This is a genomic window from Carboxylicivirga fragile, from assembly GCF_050589805.1.
GTDB classification, from domain to species: domain Bacteria; phylum Bacteroidota; class Bacteroidia; order Bacteroidales; family Marinilabiliaceae; genus Carboxylicivirga; species Carboxylicivirga fragile.
In genome coordinates this window covers 38,747-55,406 of sequence record NZ_JBNGOY010000031.1, presented here as the reverse complement: position 1 = coordinate 55,406, position 16,660 = coordinate 38,747, and the positions used below count along the sequence as shown (strand labels likewise).

Genomic DNA, 16,660 nt, shown 5'->3' with positions numbered 1-16,660 from the left:
CATTTCACAAATCAAAACCAATTACACAAGCTCCAAAGAAACTATCACAAAAGATTTAAATAGTCAGGAAGCTGACATTTATAATTTTAGTAATAATGAAAAAATGGCGATCTGATGCGAAATCTATTAATATATTGATGTTGGCTACAGAATTAACATACAATCTTACTTTAGAGATATACAGTAAAACCGGAGAGTTAATAGCCTCAAATAACATTCATGAAGTAGAGCAAGGTCTATGTCCAAGTGGTACAGTGTCAACAAAGAAAATTAAGAAAAAAGTTATTGATATTAAGTATCCGGTAGTGATGACAACTCTTTTTGCAGATGCAAAAATAGAAAAAGCCCTTCAATAACTTAAATAACCAATTTTTTAAGCTGTAAAAATTTTATAGCGATCTTGCTAATATCAACAAAAAGCCTGCACATCTAATGATTGCAGGCTTTTTAGTAGTCCCTACGGGAATCGAACCCATATCTACAGTTTAGGAAACTGCTATTCTATCCGTTGAACTAAGGGACTTTGAAAAAACTAGTCATTCTATCCCCCCTAATAGCTATCAGGGGAACTAAGGGACTTTGTTTTGTTGCTGCAAAAGTAATCAATTTGTAAAACATTCATAAGTGTCGACTTACTTTTTTAGTACTATAGCCGTTATCTCGAGGCATTAATTTATTGAAGTCAATAATAAAAGTGCCATGAAAGATTGACTTTGTCATGTGTTTAGCTTTATCTTACGAATCTTATCCAGTTGAATAGCAAAATGATAACTCGATCATATTGCTTATGGCAATGGTTAATCCCCGGCAGAATCGCAGATTAATTTAATCAGGCTTTAAATTCCTATTTGTATTATTTAATCTAAAACACAAGGATTATGAAAACATCTTTATTGTTATGGTGTATGGCAGCACTTTTAAGTATGCCAACTTTGCTTAATGCACAGGATAAAAAGGAAACACGTAAGTTTTATGTGGTGGTAGATGAGGTAAAGCCCTCAAAGTATCTTGAGTATAAGGAAGCGGTAACGGGCTTTAGAGCTTTTCTTGAAGAAAAAAGTTATCCTTACCCTGTGTATATATTTAGTGATGATGAATTCAATTTCTATTACAATTATCCGGTAGGTAAGAGCTTTGCTTCGCTGGATAGCTTATTCAGCGATTGGGATCAACACTATCAGAAAGATAAAGCTGGCTGGGATCGTACCTTCGATGCTTTTAATGGCAATTACCATGGTTCGACCGAATGCATAATGACATGGGTGGAGTCCTTATCTTATACATCACCTTCAGGTGCACGTGGAGCATTGGATTATCCGCTTACTGATGTAATGGCTTGGTATGTGCTGCCCGGCCAAATGAAGGAGGCAAAGCAACTGATGAAAGACTGGGTTAAGTTGTACCAGGATAATAATATTGATTTAGGATTTTCTACCTATGTAGGAGGTTTGGGCTCTGATCGACCAATGATGTGGATTATATCACGATTTAAAGACCGTACTGAATATGGTGCAATGACTGATGTAGCCAACAAACAACTCGAAGAGGTGGAAGGTATGAAGGAGTTATGGGCCAAAACCATTAAGATTACCCGTAAGATTGAAAATTCGCTGGGCTGGTATCAAGATAAACTATCCTATATTCCTGAGGAATAATATAAGAAGGCTCATTGATTTTTGTCGATGAGCCTTTGATTTGTATAAGCTGAGATGGATTAATTGCTTTGTCTTAGCAGGTACGACACTAAAGCTGTTTAAATCTCAGAGCCGCCTCCTGCAATAATTCATCAGGCTTCGCAAAGTTTACTCTTATTATTTGTTTCTTGACTTTCTCGTGGCAGAATGCACTAATTGGCATAACGGCGACGCCATGTTCTTTGATTAATCGAATGACAAAGTCCTTATCTTTCTCGTCGGATATGGCACTGAAACTAAAGAGCTGGAAAAAGGTACCTTTCCCCATAATTGGTTTGAGCTTTGATCCTTCCATTAGCTCTAGAAAATAATCACGACGCTTCTGATAAAACGCCTTCAAATTCAGGTATTCTTCTTTATTATCGAGGTATTCGGCTATTGCCAATTGAAAAGGAGAATTAACACTTTGCATCATCACTTGATGCACTTGCCTAAATTCGCGCATAATTTCTTTGGGGGCCAGACAATAACCTATTTGCCATCCTGTAACATGGTAGGTTTCACCAAATGAAGAAATAATAATGCTTCGATCAGCTAACTTAGGGTAAAGTGAAACACTTTGGTGTGATTCGCCGTCAAACACAATGTGTTCAAAGGTTTCTTCACTCAGGATGATTATTTTGGTACCGTTGATGATGCGTTGTAAGCGAATCATATCAATCTCACTCATAACCCATCCAGTAGGACTATGAGGCGTATTAATAATAATCATTCGTGTTTTTGTGCTAATCATTTTCTGAACCTCTTCCCAGTCAATATGGTAATCGGGTTCTTTCATTGGTACAAAAACAGCTTGTCCGCCATTCATCTCAATGGCTGGTACGCAATATTCGTTAGCCGGTTCAAAAACAATTACTTCGTCACCTTCTTTAACAAGGGCCGAAATGGCTGTAAACATAGCTTGTGCTACACCTGCCGTAATTGTTACTTCCGTTTCTGGCTGATAAATACGACTGTATAAGTGCTCCGTTTTAGTTGCGATTTTTTCGCGCAGTGCGAATTCTCCTTCAAAGGGTGCAAACTGATTTAGTCCTTCGCGTAAGTGTTTGTTGACGAGTTCAATTAATGCCTTTGAGCAATGAAAACCAGTGTAACCTTCGGCCAAATTAATAGCGTCATATTCACTGATTAGTGGATTCAAAGTTGAAATAAAACTTGACGATAAGTTATGGTACTTAGGACTTATTTGCATAATTGGTGCTATAGTGATGGTCCTTATTAATTATTAAATTTAAGGAAACCGTGGCACAATATCGACTTCTATTTTCGATTATTTGATCTTTTTTAAACTAACGCGCTCAATTATTTGACCAATACATTGTCGCAGGCTGCTAACGATCGGGATTATTGTATAACTGTCGTAATACGCTTAGGGTTTTAAATTCGCCCAGGCCATCGAGGTGAAGTTGATAAAAGAGGATGAGCGCATTTAAAATATCGTTACGAACTGAGCTACTCATTTGTAGTTGCGATAAGTCTGATATTTGAAGTTTAAATAGTTGCTCCCAATACTTTAATATATCGCCATGAACAAAATAGCCATGAGTAGGTTCTTGCTTAATAAAATTTCCATTGAGTAAATCGAAATGTGAATTATGAACGGAGTCGTTGCTAGCTGGTCCAAAACCTAAAAAGCGACTTAATTGAAATAGAAAGAATAAATGAAAGTTATGGTTGCCGTCTATATCTGCATCGAATACCATGATGGCTTCATAGATAAAAGCAAATAAGGCTTCGTTCTTTTCTTCCTCTCGCAGTACCTTGTACATCATCTCAGTAAGAAAAAAGGCAATAGTGCGCTTGTCTTGCTGAAAGGGGATGGATACTTGTGGATGTGCAACCTTAAAGTCTTTAATTCGATGTAATTCAGCTTTTGGGCGATGGTATACCTGCATATCTAGCAAAGTAAGAGGCTGTAGCAAAACTGTATTTCCTTTGCTTTTTGATGTTCGCACCCGATTTACAACATACGCTTGCCGACCAAGTTCTTCGGTGTAAATGTTAACAATTATGCTGTTTTCCTTGTATTTGATGTGGTTAAGGACAATGCCTCTACTTGCATGAATCATAGTACAAAAATACGTAGCAGTTTATAAACTCTAAGTGGAAAATGTTAAAATTATTCCAAAATGGGCTGAAAGGTTGCAGCTCTGAGTAATCTCCTTATTTTTGCCAGCAAATGTCTATTACAAGAATAATATATAAGGAAAAGAGATAAACATGGAAGAGAAGGTAGGATTTTTTAAACGGTTTAGCAATGCATTTTGGGTAGCGAACTTTGCCGAGTTGCTTGAACGCGCGGCTTACTATGGTGTTTTTATTGTAATCACGCTTTATCTATCGCGAATTTTGGCTTTTAGTGATGTTGAAGCAGCAACTATCGCTGGCTCGTTTAGTGCTCTTCTGTATTTCTTACCGACCTTTGCAGGTGCTTATGCTGATAAAATTGGTTTTAAGAAATCGCTTATCATGGCTTTTGCCTTTTTGAGTATTGGTTATGCAGGATTGGGCGTTTTACCAACTCTACTTGAGTCGGCAGGATTAGCTGAGTATGGTTTTTCAACCGAGTTTACTGGCTTGCGTGAGTCAAATAGTAAATACGCTATACTTCCTATTATGGCATTGATTATCATTGGAGGAAGCTTCATTAAATCTGTAATAACAGGGACTGTTGCTAAGGAGACTTCTGTAGCAAACAGGGCTACAGGTTTTTCTATTTTTTACACCATCGTAAATATTGGTTCTTTCTCAGGAAAAACAATTGTTAAACCATTACGCGAGGCTATGGGTAATGTTGGTTTAATTAACATTAGTTATTTCTCAGCTGGAATGACTTTACTGGCATTAATAGCCGTTTTCTTATTCTTCCGTCCTACGGTAAGAAGTGGCGAAGGAAAGTCGATTGGGGAAATATGGCGTGCATTAGTACGTGTTTGTCTAAATGCACGATTAATTATTCTGATTGTCATTATCACAGGGTTCTGGATGGTCCAACATCAATTATATGCTACCATGCCTAAATATGTATTGCGAATGGCAGGAGAGGAAGCTTCTCCGTCATGGTATGCCAATGTAAATCCTTTAATTGTATTTTTAACAGTAGGGCCTATAACAGCTTGGTTAAGAAAACGAAGTGCCTTATTCTCGATGACCATAGGTATGTTTATTATGCCAATATCTGCTTTAGCAATGGCTTCTGGAAATATGATTAATGTTGATGACATTAACCTTGGATTTATGGTGATGCATCCTATTGCTTTAATGATGATTATAGGCATTGCATTTCAAGGCTTGGCAGAGTCTTTCATTTCGCCTCGATTCTTGGAATATTTCTCGTTGCAAGCACCCAAGGGGGAAGAGGGACTTTATCTTGGTTTTAGCCATTTGCATTCGTTTTTTTCATCGTTGTTTGGATTTATTTCTTCAGGATTTCTATTGGAGAAGTTTTGTCCTGATCCATTGACTTTAACTGAGACTCAGAAATTAACAGCATACGACAATGCTCATTATATATGGTTCTTCTTCGTAGGAGTGGCAACAATATCTGCTATCTCTCTTATTATATATGGAATCGTTGTAAAAAGGATAGATGCTAAGAAAGAAGCACTTGAAAAGGTGTAGTTAAGAAATTAAAACATTTTATCAGATTTTTTTTGCAGAACACGCGATTTGACTTATCTTCGCAACCGCAAAAAAGCTCAATAGAGTGTTTTGCCCAGATGGCGGAATTGGTAGACGCGCTGGTCTCAAACACCAGTGATAGCAATATCGTGCCGGTTCGATCCCGGCTCTGGGTACAGTAAGAAAGCCTGATACGTTTAGTGTCAGGCTTTTTTATATCTCTTTTTTAAAGTTTCATTAAATTCACCATCTAAACAGAATAGTTATATATGAAGCAGAAAGAAGCAAGGTCGAAGCGTTCAATTCAGAAAGTCATTCGACAATTACATCGAGATATTGGATTTTTAACCGTTGGTATTACCATTGTTTTTAGCATTAGTGGCATTGTATTAATATATCGTGATACGGATGTTTTTAAGGTAGAGAACAACTATGCCCTTAAACTTGAAGCCAACTTAAAACGATCTGAATTAAGCGATAAGTTGGATATTCGCCACTTAAGGTTTACTAATGAAACAAAAGAGACCATAGCTTTTGATGAAGGCACTTATAATAAGCTGACTGGTGAAGTTCGTTATACGCTTATGGAATATCCATATTTAATTGATAAAATGAATTTCATGCATAAGGCCATTAGCCGCGAGGTACTACACTGGTTCGCGACGGTTTATGGTATTCTCTTACTTTTTTTGGCCATCTCTTCATTTTGGATGTATAAACCAAATACCAGATTGTTTAAAAGAGGAATAGTGCTATCAAGCATTGGCATTGTTGTAGCTATTATATTATTTATATTTTGGCAGTAAAATTGTAAGCATGGATAGTGATCTATTGCCAGCATTCGTCTTTACAGATATCTTCGTTAAGTTATAATGGGGCGCAATTGGCAGTATTATAATAATTGATGACGTAAAGTTGGTGTATGATAAAATACCTTTGGCTCAGATAGAATAAAAAAGCCTCCAAGAGGGAGGCTTTCACACTAACTTTCGATCCATTCAATAACATCTTTATTGTAGGGTTTCTTGCCCGGTGATAGTACATCAACTAGTTGTCCATTTTCATCAATCAAGTACTTCTGGAAATTCCACTTCACCTTACTGTCCTGTTTGCCATTTTTGCTTTTTTGTGTTAGCCACTGATAAATTGGGTGCATTTCACTTTTTGATATCTCAACTTTTTCAAAGATTGGAAAGGTTATATCATAGTGTTTGGTACAAAAAGTTCGAATTTCTTCATCATCTTCAAACTCGGTATCTCCAAAACTTTCTGAAGGAAATGCCAGGACAATAAATCCTTGTTGCTCATATTTTTTGTAGAGCAATTCAAGCATTTCGTACTGCTTGGTATACTTGCATTTACTGGCCGTATTAACAACCATTATTTTCTTACCCTTTAATTCGCTGAGGGTATATGCTTCACCTTCCAGCGTGTTTACTTTAATATCGTAAAATGATTCTTGTGCTTTTGTACCAGTAATTCCTATTAGCACAATAGTTAAACTTAGTAATAATCGATTCATAATGTGTGTTTAAATTATTTGATTGATTGGTCGTTCATGTATGAAAATCCTTACAAATGCAATGTTTTGTTCTTCAAATCGGTGTCGGATGGTTATGATTTTCAGTGAAATAAATTAATACGATTTTGTAATAGCTATATTAATTAATAACTTATAAGTTCTTATAAATGTTTTCAAAGTGTCGTTATGAGACTCACTAGTACATTCATATTCCTTCTTTTTATAGGCCATTTGGTGGCTCAAGAAGCAAATGTAGATCATCTCGTAGCCTACCCTGTTGATGAGAAAATTACATTAGACGGTAAACTAAATGAAGCTTGTTGGACACAGGCATTAGCCATTGATAATTTCACACAAAGAGAACAGAAAGAAGGTGAACTTGCTACGGAGCTTACAAAGGTTGCAATTGTGTTCTCAGATGTTAATCTATATGTGGGAGTTTGGTGTTACGATAGTGATGCTTCAAAAATAATTGCCCGGCAAATGCAACGCGATTTCAGCTGGCGAAGTGATGATAATTTTGAAATTATCGTAAGCCCATTTAATGATAATCGGAATGGTTACTTGTTTGTAACCAACCCTAATGGCGCCATGGCTGATGTGTGGGTGGGTGATGAAGGACAGGATTTTAATAAGGATTGGAATGGGGTGTGGGACGTAGCAACATCTATAACAGACGAAGGCTGGTTTGCTGAGTTTGTAATTCCCTTTAGCACACTAAAATTTAAAGGTGAGGTAACGCAGGTATGGGGCATCAACTTCGAACGTAATATTCGCCGTAAAAACGAACAAGTATTATGGCAAGGGTGGACGAGAAATTTTGATTTGGAAAGAATTTCACAAGCTGGAACATTAACAGGCTTAAAGGACATTAAGCAAGGCACAAAAATTGAACTGATGCCCTATTTATTATCGGGCGTTGAATTTAATGAAAGTGAGAGTGAAACTAAGCTAAAGGTTGGTGGCGAACTGAATTTAGACATTACACCTACTTTGAAATTAAACTTTTCAGCGAATACTGATTTTGCGCAAGTTGAATCCGATAGGCAACAAATTAATCTCACCCGGTTTTCCTTGTTTTACCCTGAGAAACGACAATTTTTTTTGGAAGGTAAGAACAACTATCGTTCAGAAGTTGGGCCAACGGAATTGTTCTATTCTAGGCGTATTGGTATTGAGCAAAACAGAGAAGTGCCCATCATTGGAGGGGTACGTTTATTTGGTAAACTAAAAGGAACCAATGTTGGACTAATGTCCATTCAAACAAATAGTCTAGATTCTCTTCCATCAACTAATTTTTCACTTATTCGTGTTAAGCAAGATTTATTTGAGCAATCGAGCATTGGTATCACAGCCATGCAGAAGTTCTCAGAAAAAGGATACAATCGAACTTACGGTGCTGACTTCATCTATTCAACATCCAATTTGTGGACAAATAAGAACCTTATTTTAACAGCCACAATGGCTGGAACCGAAACCGAATATGATGACATAGAAATTTCGAATAAAGACAACCTTTCGTACCATCTTGCCTTAAGTTATCCCAACGATATTGTGGAGTACGATTTGTCATTTACATCAGTTCAGCAAAATTTTAATCCGGAAATGGGTTTTCTTAAGCGTAGAAATTACCATAAACTTTCTACTGAGTTGCAGTTTAATCCACGTTTTAAGCAAACGCCTTTTGTTCGTAATTACAACCTCAAACCTCTTGATTTTAATTTGTATCTGCACCCACAATCTGGTAAGGCAGAATCAATGGAATACGAATGGCGGCCACTTGGTTTTGTGGCTCGAAGTGGTGATATACTTGAATTCAATATTGTTCATCAAATGGACAAACCGGATGAAGGATTTGATTTAGTTGATTCTGTTTTTATTCCGGCCGGAACCTACTGGGGTAATCGTTATGTCTTGGAGTTTTTCTCATTTCGAGGAAGACGAATTGCATTGGATGCCATAATTGATGTTGGCGATTTTTATACTGGCAAGCGTTACGAATGGGATTTAACAAGCTATCTTAATTTAAACAAGCATTTGAATTTTGAATTAGATTGGCAACGTAATTACCTTGATCTACCTCAAGACTATTTTGTAACCGACGAATTGGGTGCCAGGGTTCAGTATGCGTTTAATCCTAAAATGCATACGAGTATATTTGCCCAATGGAATAACCTAAGTGATTACATGTTAATTAACTATCGGATTAACTGGATTCCAAAAATTGGTAGTTTCTTTTATTTTGTAGTTAATCAGCAATACAACACAACAAATGGTATGCGGTTAGAGCAAACAACCATTATGGGTAAATTAATATGGCGAATAGCTTTATGATACCAACGAAAAATATTACTATATTTAGTACAATAACTTAAGTGAAAATAATATAAATGATTCAGGAAGTTGAAATAATCAGATTATTAATAAGTTTAGGGGTGTTGATTTTTCTTTTTTTAAGAAGAGATCAGCTCAGAGTAATTCCTTTCTCTCGCTTGCTGATGACTGGTTATTTGCTACTGGTTATTGGTTGGGTGTTAACGATCTTAGAAGGTTTTATTTTACCCGATCTTCTTAATGTGATTGAGCATATTTGTTATGCCAGCAGTAGCATATTGTTAGCTATTTGGAGCATCATGGTTTTCAAACTTAAACGTGATGCCGTATGAGTTTAGTTGGAATTATAGACCTGATTGGATTGCTTGCGGGTCTTCTTGCCTTAATCGTTGTTTTTATTGGAAGGAAGCGCTTTTTTAATCCGGGGACACGCTTTTTATTACTAATTCTATTTGTTCTAATTGTGTTTTTTAGTTTGAGTAATTTTCTCGAGTGGGGAAATATTACCCGGAGTTGGGATATTATTGAAGACTACTTGAGAGTGCTGGAACCGATGTTTTGGTGGGGAATTGTCTATACCATTTTAATGCGTCAACAATTAGATGAGCAAATAAAAATGCGCGAGGCCTTATCCCAAAGTAATACCGAATTGGAAAAAGCTTTAACGAAAGCTAAGCGAAGTAAGGAGTTGGAAGAGGCCAATAAAAAATTAGCGCAAGCACAAACTTATATTGAACGTGCTTATGATGAGGTCAATGAAAGTCATCAGAAACAAAAAGGTTTGAATGAGCAATTAAAGCTAAGTAATGAAGAAACACTTAGTTTAAATGAAGAATTAATTGCTACTAACGAGGCCCTGTCAGCTAAAAAGGATGAATTAGAGCATGCTATGCACCAATTAAAAGAAGCACAAGCACAATTAATTCAATCGGAAAAGATGGCATCAATGGGTGTATTAACAGCTGGTGTGGCACATGAACTTAATAATCCATTAAATTTTATTAAAGGCAGCGCATCGGCCATTAGAATGACTTCAAATGCAAATAATTCTAAGGAGCTTGCTAGCTTACTTGATAATATTGATGAAGGTGTCAAAAGAGCCATTGAAATTATTCAAAGTTTAAACCATTTCAACAGGCAGAATGATGATGATATAAATGATTGTGACGTTCATAAAATTATCGATAACTGTTTGGTTATACTAGGTAGTAGCTTGAGATATAGGGTGAAAGTTGAAAAAAATTATAGTTCATCCGGAGTTGAAGTATCATGTAACGAAGGTAAAATCCATCAGCTTTTCTTAAATGTGCTTACTAATGCCATTCAATCCATTGATAAGGATGGTGAGATAATCATTAAAACTGAAGTAAAGGCCGATAAAATTGAGGTGGTAATAAGTGATAATGGATGTGGCATTTCACAAGAAAATTTACCTAAAATCATGGATCCGTTTTTTACAACCAAACCTGCAGGTGAAGGTACTGGTTTGGGTTTGAGCTTGGTATACGCCATTATAAAAGAGCATAGGGGTAAAATTAAGTACCAATCTGAGGAAGGAGTTGGAACAAGTGCAATAATTAGCTTACCTTTAAGTAAGAATTAACCAAACTAAGCTCTTAAAATGAAAAACACACTTCTCTATGTGGATGATGAACCCATCAACCTTCAGTTGTTTGAGATTCATATGAAGAAGCACTTTAATGTCTACACCGCCTTGTCGGGTCCAATAGCTTTGCAACATATGACTGATCATCCTGAAATCGATGTCGTATTTAGTGATATGAAAATGCCTCATATGGATGGACTAGAGTTTATAAATGAGGCCAAGAAGATTAAAGCCAATGCTCAATATTATATTTTAAGTGGTTATAATCTATCACCCGACATTAACAAAGCACTTAAGGATAAAACTATATTAGGGTATTTTCAGAAGCCTTTTGATATTGGAAAAATACTTCGTGAGTTACAATCGAATACTTAGGGAGGTCAGATTCTAAAAAAAAGAGAGTGTATAACAAACCCACTATAATTTTAATAAAAGTATAGCGGGTAATGTGCGGAGAGAGGGAGATTCGAACTCCCGGTACGGTTACCCGTACACATGCTTTCCAGGCATGCACAATCGGCCACTCTGTCACCTCTCCAGTATGGTTTTTTACAATGTACTTTTACACTCTAAATGGTTTCTTGTTGAGTTTTCATCATGCACTCCCGATAGCTATCGGGACGGCACTCTGTCACCTCTCCAATATGAATTCATCAAATATAAGAACTTTTCACATTCATACACTATCTTATTTGTAGCGTACAAAAAATCCCGACCGTAGTCAGGATCTTGCACGGGAGGAGAGGCTCGAACTCCCGACACCTGGTTTTGGAGACCAGTGCTCTACCAACTGAGCTACACCCGTATTGCTTATATGCATTGTTTTTATTAATGCGGATGCAAAAATAGGACAATATTTATTATTTCAAATTCATACCGAACTAAATATTCATAAGGATTTGCTAGGTGTGTGATTATCAATCCTAAAATATTTTCAACAGCGTTCAATTTGATAGCAAACTCACGATTCAATTGGTCAAATAAGCATTTGTTGTATCTTTAGGCACTTAATGAAAACTATAATAATGAAAAATCTAAGAGTCCTTTTAACCATTATATTGGCAGTAACCCTGTTCGCCTGTAATCCTTTGGCCAAATTACCCGGAATTCAAAATGGAGCGGATGCCGCATTTGATCTAGGTGATTTTGAAAAAGCCTATCAACTTTATACCGAATATGTAAACTTAGCAGAGGCAAATCAAGCGGAAGTCAGTGATGCTGTATATGCTAAGTTGGCAAAGGCAAGTTTAGAAACGGATAAGTTTGGAGAAGCCAAAACTTTGTATGCAAAATTGCTAGATAAGAATCAGGATGATGATTTATTACTGGAATATGCGCAAGGCTTGCAAAAGGGTGGTAAGCTTGAAGATGAGTTAGCTCTTTGGAATAAATATGAAGTTAAAGATACTAAAGTGATGCAGCGTCAGCTTGAGCGCCAAGTTGCCTTGAATGCTGAATTGGGTAATAACGCTGAAGTGGTTTCTTTATACGAAGCTGCCAAAGATGACGAATTGACAAAGGAAACAACGTTTGCTTATGTAAAAGCATTAGCTGAAGAAGATCAATCAACTAAAGCTAAAAAGGTAAGTAAGGACTTGATTAAAGCTAATCCAGACTATAAGGAGGCATTGGAGTGGGGCGGCAAATATTTCTATGAGCTCGCTGATAAGCGCTATAAGTATGAAATGGCTAAGTACAACAAGAAAAAGAATGCCACTACTTATGCTTATCTGCGTCGTGACTTAAAAAAGGTATCTGCTGATTTCAGAACGGCTCGTGGCTATTTTGAAAAGCTTCGTGAAATGGAGCCGGAAAATAAATCGTACATCAAATACCTAAAAAACTGCTACCTACGATTGGAACAAAAAGATAAGGCAGCTCAAATGGATAAGTTGTTGAAGTAGTTGTCGGATTAAATAATATAAAGCCGAAGCATTTTTGTTTCGGCTTTTTTTATAGAAAATTCTTATTAACGTATTCCTGAAAGCGTTCTTTGTATTGGTCGCTTACCGGTATGTAGGTGTCTCTGTCAAAAACGATGCGGTTACGCTCGATGGTGCCTACTTGATTTAAGTTGACAATGTATGATCGATGCACCCGCATAAAGTTTGATTCTGGCAGACGCGATTCCAGTTTCTTCATACTAAGAAGAGTCATAATAGGTTTCTCACCACGCAAATGAATGCGAACATATTCGCGCATGCTTTCCACATATGTTATGTCCTGAAGTTTGATGCGCATAATCTTATATTCTGATTTTATAAAGAGAAAATCATTGTCTGTCTTTACTTCATCCTGACTACTATGCACCAATTGATAGTGTTGTAATGCTTTGTTTGCTGCCTTCAGGAAGTCGGGATATCCTATGGGTTTTAATAGGTAATCAATGGCATTTACCCTAAACCCTTCTATGGCATATTCCGAATGGGCAGTGGTAAAAATTACCATCGGTGCATCCTTTAGCGATTTTACCATTTCAACACCATTTAGTTCGGGCATGTTGATGTCGACAAATATTACATCAACCTCATTAGAATGTAAGTATTCAATCGCCTCAAAGGCATTGGCACATGCGCTCTGTAGTTGTAGAAAAGATGTTTTTTCTACATAGGCACAAATTTGTTTTAGAGCCAAAGGTTCATCATCAATTACCAGACTTTTCAGTTGCATCGAGAGGAATAATTAAATTAACACTGTATACATCATCATTTGATTCTTCATTTAAACTAAAATTTGAATCGTAAAGTAATTTAAGCCTCTGCAGCGAATTTACCAAGCCTACACCAGATGCCTGAATTTCTTTGGGTTGATGAATTGGAAAATTACTGTTGGTAATTTTAAAGCTTAAATGAGCATTATTAAGTAATTTAAATTCAAGATTAATAAACGATTGCCCCTTAGGATTTATCCCGTGTTTAAAGGCATTTTCGATATATGAAACAAAGAGAAATGCAGGAATTGGCATATCAACAAATGATTCAGGATAATTGGCACTTATCTTCACTTTATCATCCGAAAATCGAATACGCATCAGATCCAGAAAGCTCTTTGTGAATTCTATTTCTTTGGACAAGCTGGTATTGCCATTATCCGATTCGTATAGAAGGTAACGCATCATGCGTGATAAACGAATGATGGAACTTTTAGCATCTTCACTATTTATATCAATTAAGGCATGAATATTATTTAAGGTGTTCATGAAGAAATGCGGACTGATTTGATGCTTCAGAAAATCAAGTTCAGTTTTTAATTGCTGTTTCTCCATTTCCGTTCGTTGCTGTTCTTCTTTCGAGAGTTTAACAACTGCAAAAACGGCATTGTAGAAGCCAAGCATCAACAAGGCTGTTATGAAATTATTAACCATTCTAACACCCACCGGACGTCCGGAAGGTGGTTTTTGCACATTACGCCTTTCAGGTCTTGGTGGTCTTAAGTCATTGTTTGGCCTGTCGGGTCTATCCATTCCATAAGGCCGATGTTGGCCTTGTGCTGGCCCAATTGGTCCCTTTGCTTCAATACCAAAAACGCTTAGGTGTGATAGTGTTTCAGAGCTGGAAACACCAGCGGTTATGATGGTAAATAAAAGTATAAAAATTAGATATAGATGGTAGCTTTTCTTCTTAAAATACCGAGGTGTTAATAGTAGTGCATTAATTAAAAAAAGAACGAAAAAGGGAATGATTCGCAGCCACTCAAAGAGTAAACGGTTCCAATACCTACTGTCATCATTAATAAATAATACCGGAGAATAAAAAACGATGCCCCAAATAAAAGAGTAGATGATTAATAGTAAGTATTTGTTTTTTAATTTTCTCACCAGATTGTTGTTTAAATGGACTTGCGATGCAGTCAAAGCTATATCCGTTGAAAGTAAATATAAATTTATTTTACGGTTCTTACGCAACGAACGAAGTTAAGAATGCGAATGGCGTCACCTTGCGGACCGTGGCCATAGGGCCAATCGTTGGCATCACCACTTTTAGGATCACTTCTTTGTGCGCCAGCTCCGTGTACATCCATCCATTGTCCGTTAAAGTAACCGAGCGCCCTGCCAAAGCTAAAGTAAACTGCATTTTGACCCCCATTTTTATGATTCATATGGGTGGTGCTACTCCAATAATAGGCATAATCATCCTGGCCATCCTCATTAATAATTTCTGATGCCTTAAAAAGCGGATGTATGGCTGCCGAATTGGTTGTACCGGGAGCTCTTGTGTAATCCAGTATACTTTGTAATTCTTTGGCATCGGGCAATCGCCAATCATCATGACCTGCCAATTCGAGGTTTTCGGCATAGCTTAATGCTGATTCCCAAGTCACACCTTCGGCATTGTCATTCATCATCCACATCAAACCAGTTGCCCTATCGCTTATCGTTCCATCGCCATTATCTACAAAATCGTTGACGCCATAGTTTGTGTTACCTCGTACATACAGCACACAAAATAGCTTGCCTGTTGTTTGTCCCGGTCTTGCTCCTGTTGGATATCCTTTGATCCTTCCGTCGGCAAAGTTAACGCCAAACATTAAGTTTCCGCCTCCAAAATTTGAATCACCCACATCAATATTACTGGTGGCATATTGCGAATCTATGATTCGATCACCAGCATCAGGATCGCCATACGTGAAATTAAAATATTCATCGTTGATAAAAGGAACAATACTATTGGTAGTGCTGGCATCATAGGCACTTGGATCTGTGCCATTAAATTGCATTAGCGAGTACAGTTCTTTAATACTTGGCAAGCGCCAATCGTTGTAGCCTCCAAGATTAATATCATTAGCTCCTGCCAAGGCATCATCATATGTTACTTTTTCACCCGGATCTTGTTGCCACATTAAACCCGTATTTAAATCAGAAATCGTTCCATCTCCATTATCGCGGTAATGTTGCGCCAGACCTTGATAGTTAGCATTCTGCCCAAAAAAAGCGTCACCGCTTTGTGGTTCTGTTATTTCTGAAGTATTGTTGAAAAAAAGGCTTTGATTAGTGCCCACAATGGTATAGGGTAGATCGGGTACTAGTTCCTCCTCTTCATCAACTATTGAATCAGTATTGGTTTTTTGACACGAACACCAGCTTAGGCTAATAAATAGCATGGCAAAAGGTAAGCCTATTCTTATTATACTCTGATTGACAGTTTTCATAAGTTCCATTTATTGATTGATGCATCAAATAAATAAAGACAAGTATAATCATGAAAAACTAATCTATGGATTCGTTGATTTTATCAATCAAATGCTCATTAACTTCTATATAAAAAGTGCAAGTAATACCATTTGCACTTTAATATTTCGAATAAATTTGATAGGTGTGTAAAATGATTTACTGTCGTTGCAAGACTTTTGAATAGTGACTACGGACTGAGCTTTCATTTTTCAATTTAAGTATGGTACCTTCTATCATTGAAAATTCTAATCCTTTCTTTACACTTACCCATTCAAGAGTAGCCTGCAGAGTGCTGAAAATTTTGAACCTTATTGGCAAATCTTTTGTGAGAGATTCATAAATGGTTGATTGTGCCACTTGCTGTGGAGTACTGGTTAGAATGGCTGTTTTTCGATGCGTGTTGAGCTTCTTCTCTTCCTTGATAAAACCTACGTATTCCGAAAGCTCTTGTTTTGTATACAGAAGTTGTGAATCTCTTAAATCAGCTATAAAGTTGATGTTAGGATAGAATTCAATGTTTTTGATAATGTCTTTTTTGTGCGCTATCATATCAGAGATATGAATTGGGCCACTGAAGTATTCGACGACAATATTTATTTGTGGAAGAATTTTGTAAGTAATGTTTTTTTTCATGAGTCTGAGGTTTGTATTAACTAAAATAGTAATTTTTAAAACCAATGTCTACATTTTCAATGTTAAATTTTAGAATTTAT

At 36.7% G+C, this 16,660-nt stretch carries 16 protein-coding genes and 4 tRNA genes; 10 read left to right on the top strand and 10 right to left on the bottom strand.

Annotated features, from left to right (window positions below; all coding sequences use genetic code 11):
* Positions 1-95 precede the first annotated feature (95 nt).
* Positions 96-356: a hypothetical protein gene (locus ACRD7B_RS14355; protein ID WP_430825259.1), complete on the top strand. Its 261-nt coding sequence runs from the start codon at positions 96-98 to the stop codon at positions 354-356.
* Positions 357-451: 95 nt separating this feature from the next.
* On the opposite strand, the gene ACRD7B_RS14350 is transcribed toward ACRD7B_RS14355, so the two are convergent.
* A tRNA-Arg gene (locus tag ACRD7B_RS14350) sits at positions 452-523 on the bottom strand.
* Positions 524-878: 355 nt separating this feature from the next.
* On the opposite strand from ACRD7B_RS14350, the gene ACRD7B_RS14345 reads away from it, so the two are divergent.
* Positions 879-1,655, top strand: coding sequence for a hypothetical protein (locus tag ACRD7B_RS14345; protein WP_430825258.1), 777 nt, complete (start codon positions 879-881; stop codon positions 1,653-1,655).
* Between the two features lie 88 nt (positions 1,656-1,743).
* Here ACRD7B_RS14345 and ACRD7B_RS14340 read toward each other — a convergent pair whose 3' ends face one another.
* Both ACRD7B_RS14340 and recO read right to left on the bottom strand, forming a co-directional pair.
* Positions 1,744-2,886 carry a methionine aminotransferase gene (locus ACRD7B_RS14340; RefSeq protein WP_430825257.1) on the bottom strand — a complete coding sequence of 381 codons (1,143 nt, stop codon included), beginning with the start codon at positions 2,884-2,886 and terminating at the stop codon, positions 1,744-1,746.
* Between the two features lie 139 nt (positions 2,887-3,025).
* On the bottom strand, positions 3,026-3,763 hold the full coding sequence (gene recO, locus ACRD7B_RS14335; RefSeq protein WP_430825256.1) for a DNA repair protein RecO: 738 nt from the start codon (positions 3,761-3,763) through the stop codon (positions 3,026-3,028).
* Between the two features lie 151 nt (positions 3,764-3,914).
* On the opposite strand from recO, the gene ACRD7B_RS14330 reads away from it, so the two are divergent.
* From ACRD7B_RS14330 to ACRD7B_RS14320, 3 genes are all read left to right on the top strand, one after another.
* On the top strand, positions 3,915-5,315 hold the full coding sequence (locus tag ACRD7B_RS14330) for an MFS transporter (RefSeq protein ID WP_430825255.1): 1,401 nt from the start codon (positions 3,915-3,917) through the stop codon (positions 5,313-5,315).
* Positions 5,316-5,407: 92 nt separating this feature from the next.
* Positions 5,408-5,491: transfer RNA gene (locus ACRD7B_RS14325), tRNA-Leu, on the top strand.
* A 93-nt stretch (positions 5,492-5,584) separates the two neighbouring features.
* Complete coding sequence (locus tag ACRD7B_RS14320; protein ID WP_430825254.1) at positions 5,585-6,121, top strand: hypothetical protein; 537 nt, start codon at positions 5,585-5,587, stop codon at positions 6,119-6,121.
* A 176-nt stretch (positions 6,122-6,297) separates the two neighbouring features.
* Here the strand turns inward: ACRD7B_RS14320 and ACRD7B_RS14315 are convergent, their stop codons facing one another.
* Complete coding sequence (locus ACRD7B_RS14315) at positions 6,298-6,837, bottom strand: glutathione peroxidase (protein ID WP_430825253.1); 540 nt, start codon at positions 6,835-6,837, stop codon at positions 6,298-6,300.
* A 186-nt stretch (positions 6,838-7,023) separates the two neighbouring features.
* On the opposite strand from ACRD7B_RS14315, the gene ACRD7B_RS14310 reads away from it, so the two are divergent.
* Genes ACRD7B_RS14310 through ACRD7B_RS14295 form a run of 4 tightly spaced genes read left to right on the top strand, consistent with a single transcriptional unit; the run spans position 7,024 to position 11,152 of the window.
* Positions 7,024-9,171: a carbohydrate binding family 9 domain-containing protein gene (locus tag ACRD7B_RS14310; RefSeq protein WP_430825252.1), complete on the top strand. Its 2,148-nt coding sequence runs from the start codon at positions 7,024-7,026 to the stop codon at positions 9,169-9,171.
* A gap of 56 nt (positions 9,172-9,227) precedes the next feature.
* On the top strand, positions 9,228-9,503 hold the full coding sequence (locus ACRD7B_RS14305; protein ID WP_430825251.1) for a DUF8530 family protein: 276 nt from the start codon (positions 9,228-9,230) through the stop codon (positions 9,501-9,503).
* On the top strand, positions 9,500-10,774 hold the full coding sequence (locus ACRD7B_RS14300) for a sensor histidine kinase (RefSeq protein ID WP_430825250.1): 1,275 nt from the start codon (positions 9,500-9,502) through the stop codon (positions 10,772-10,774). The genes ACRD7B_RS14305 and ACRD7B_RS14300 overlap by 4 nt, the downstream gene beginning before the upstream one ends.
* 18 nt (positions 10,775-10,792) lie before the next feature.
* Entirely contained in the window at positions 10,793-11,152 is a 360-nt protein-coding gene (locus tag ACRD7B_RS14295; protein WP_430825249.1) for a response regulator, read from the top strand.
* 76 nt (positions 11,153-11,228) lie between these two features.
* Here ACRD7B_RS14295 and ACRD7B_RS14290 read toward each other — a convergent pair.
* Together ACRD7B_RS14290 and ACRD7B_RS14285 are read right to left on the bottom strand one after the other, a co-directional pair.
* Positions 11,229-11,315: transfer RNA gene (locus ACRD7B_RS14290), tRNA-Ser, on the bottom strand.
* Between the two features lie 194 nt (positions 11,316-11,509).
* A tRNA-Trp gene (locus ACRD7B_RS14285) sits at positions 11,510-11,582 on the bottom strand.
* A gap of 220 nt (positions 11,583-11,802) precedes the next feature.
* Between ACRD7B_RS14285 and ACRD7B_RS14280 the strand changes: the two genes are divergently transcribed.
* Positions 11,803-12,681, top strand: coding sequence for a tetratricopeptide repeat protein (locus tag ACRD7B_RS14280; RefSeq protein WP_430825248.1), 879 nt, complete (start codon positions 11,803-11,805; stop codon positions 12,679-12,681).
* Positions 12,682-12,730: 49 nt separating this feature from the next.
* Here the strand turns inward: ACRD7B_RS14280 and ACRD7B_RS14275 are convergent, their stop codons facing one another.
* The 4 genes from ACRD7B_RS14275 to ACRD7B_RS14260 all read right to left on the bottom strand — a co-directional run bounded on the left by ACRD7B_RS14275 (position 12,731) and on the right by ACRD7B_RS14260 (position 16,580).
* Positions 12,731-13,447 carry a LytR/AlgR family response regulator transcription factor gene (locus ACRD7B_RS14275; RefSeq protein WP_430825247.1) on the bottom strand — a complete coding sequence of 239 codons (717 nt, stop codon included), beginning with the start codon at positions 13,445-13,447 and terminating at the stop codon, positions 12,731-12,733.
* Complete coding sequence (locus ACRD7B_RS14270; RefSeq protein ID WP_430825246.1) at positions 13,422-14,594, bottom strand: sensor histidine kinase; 1,173 nt, start codon at positions 14,592-14,594, stop codon at positions 13,422-13,424. Before ACRD7B_RS14270 ends, ACRD7B_RS14275 begins: the two co-directional genes overlap by 26 nt.
* Positions 14,595-14,659: 65 nt before the next feature.
* On the bottom strand, positions 14,660-15,925 hold the full coding sequence (locus ACRD7B_RS14265; RefSeq protein WP_430825245.1) for an Lcl C-terminal domain-containing protein: 1,266 nt from the start codon (positions 15,923-15,925) through the stop codon (positions 14,660-14,662).
* A 178-nt stretch (positions 15,926-16,103) separates the two neighbouring features.
* Positions 16,104-16,580 (bottom strand): hypothetical protein, encoded by a 477-nt coding sequence (locus tag ACRD7B_RS14260; protein ID WP_430825244.1) that lies wholly within the window; start codon positions 16,578-16,580, stop codon positions 16,104-16,106.
* Positions 16,581-16,660 lie beyond the last annotated feature (80 nt).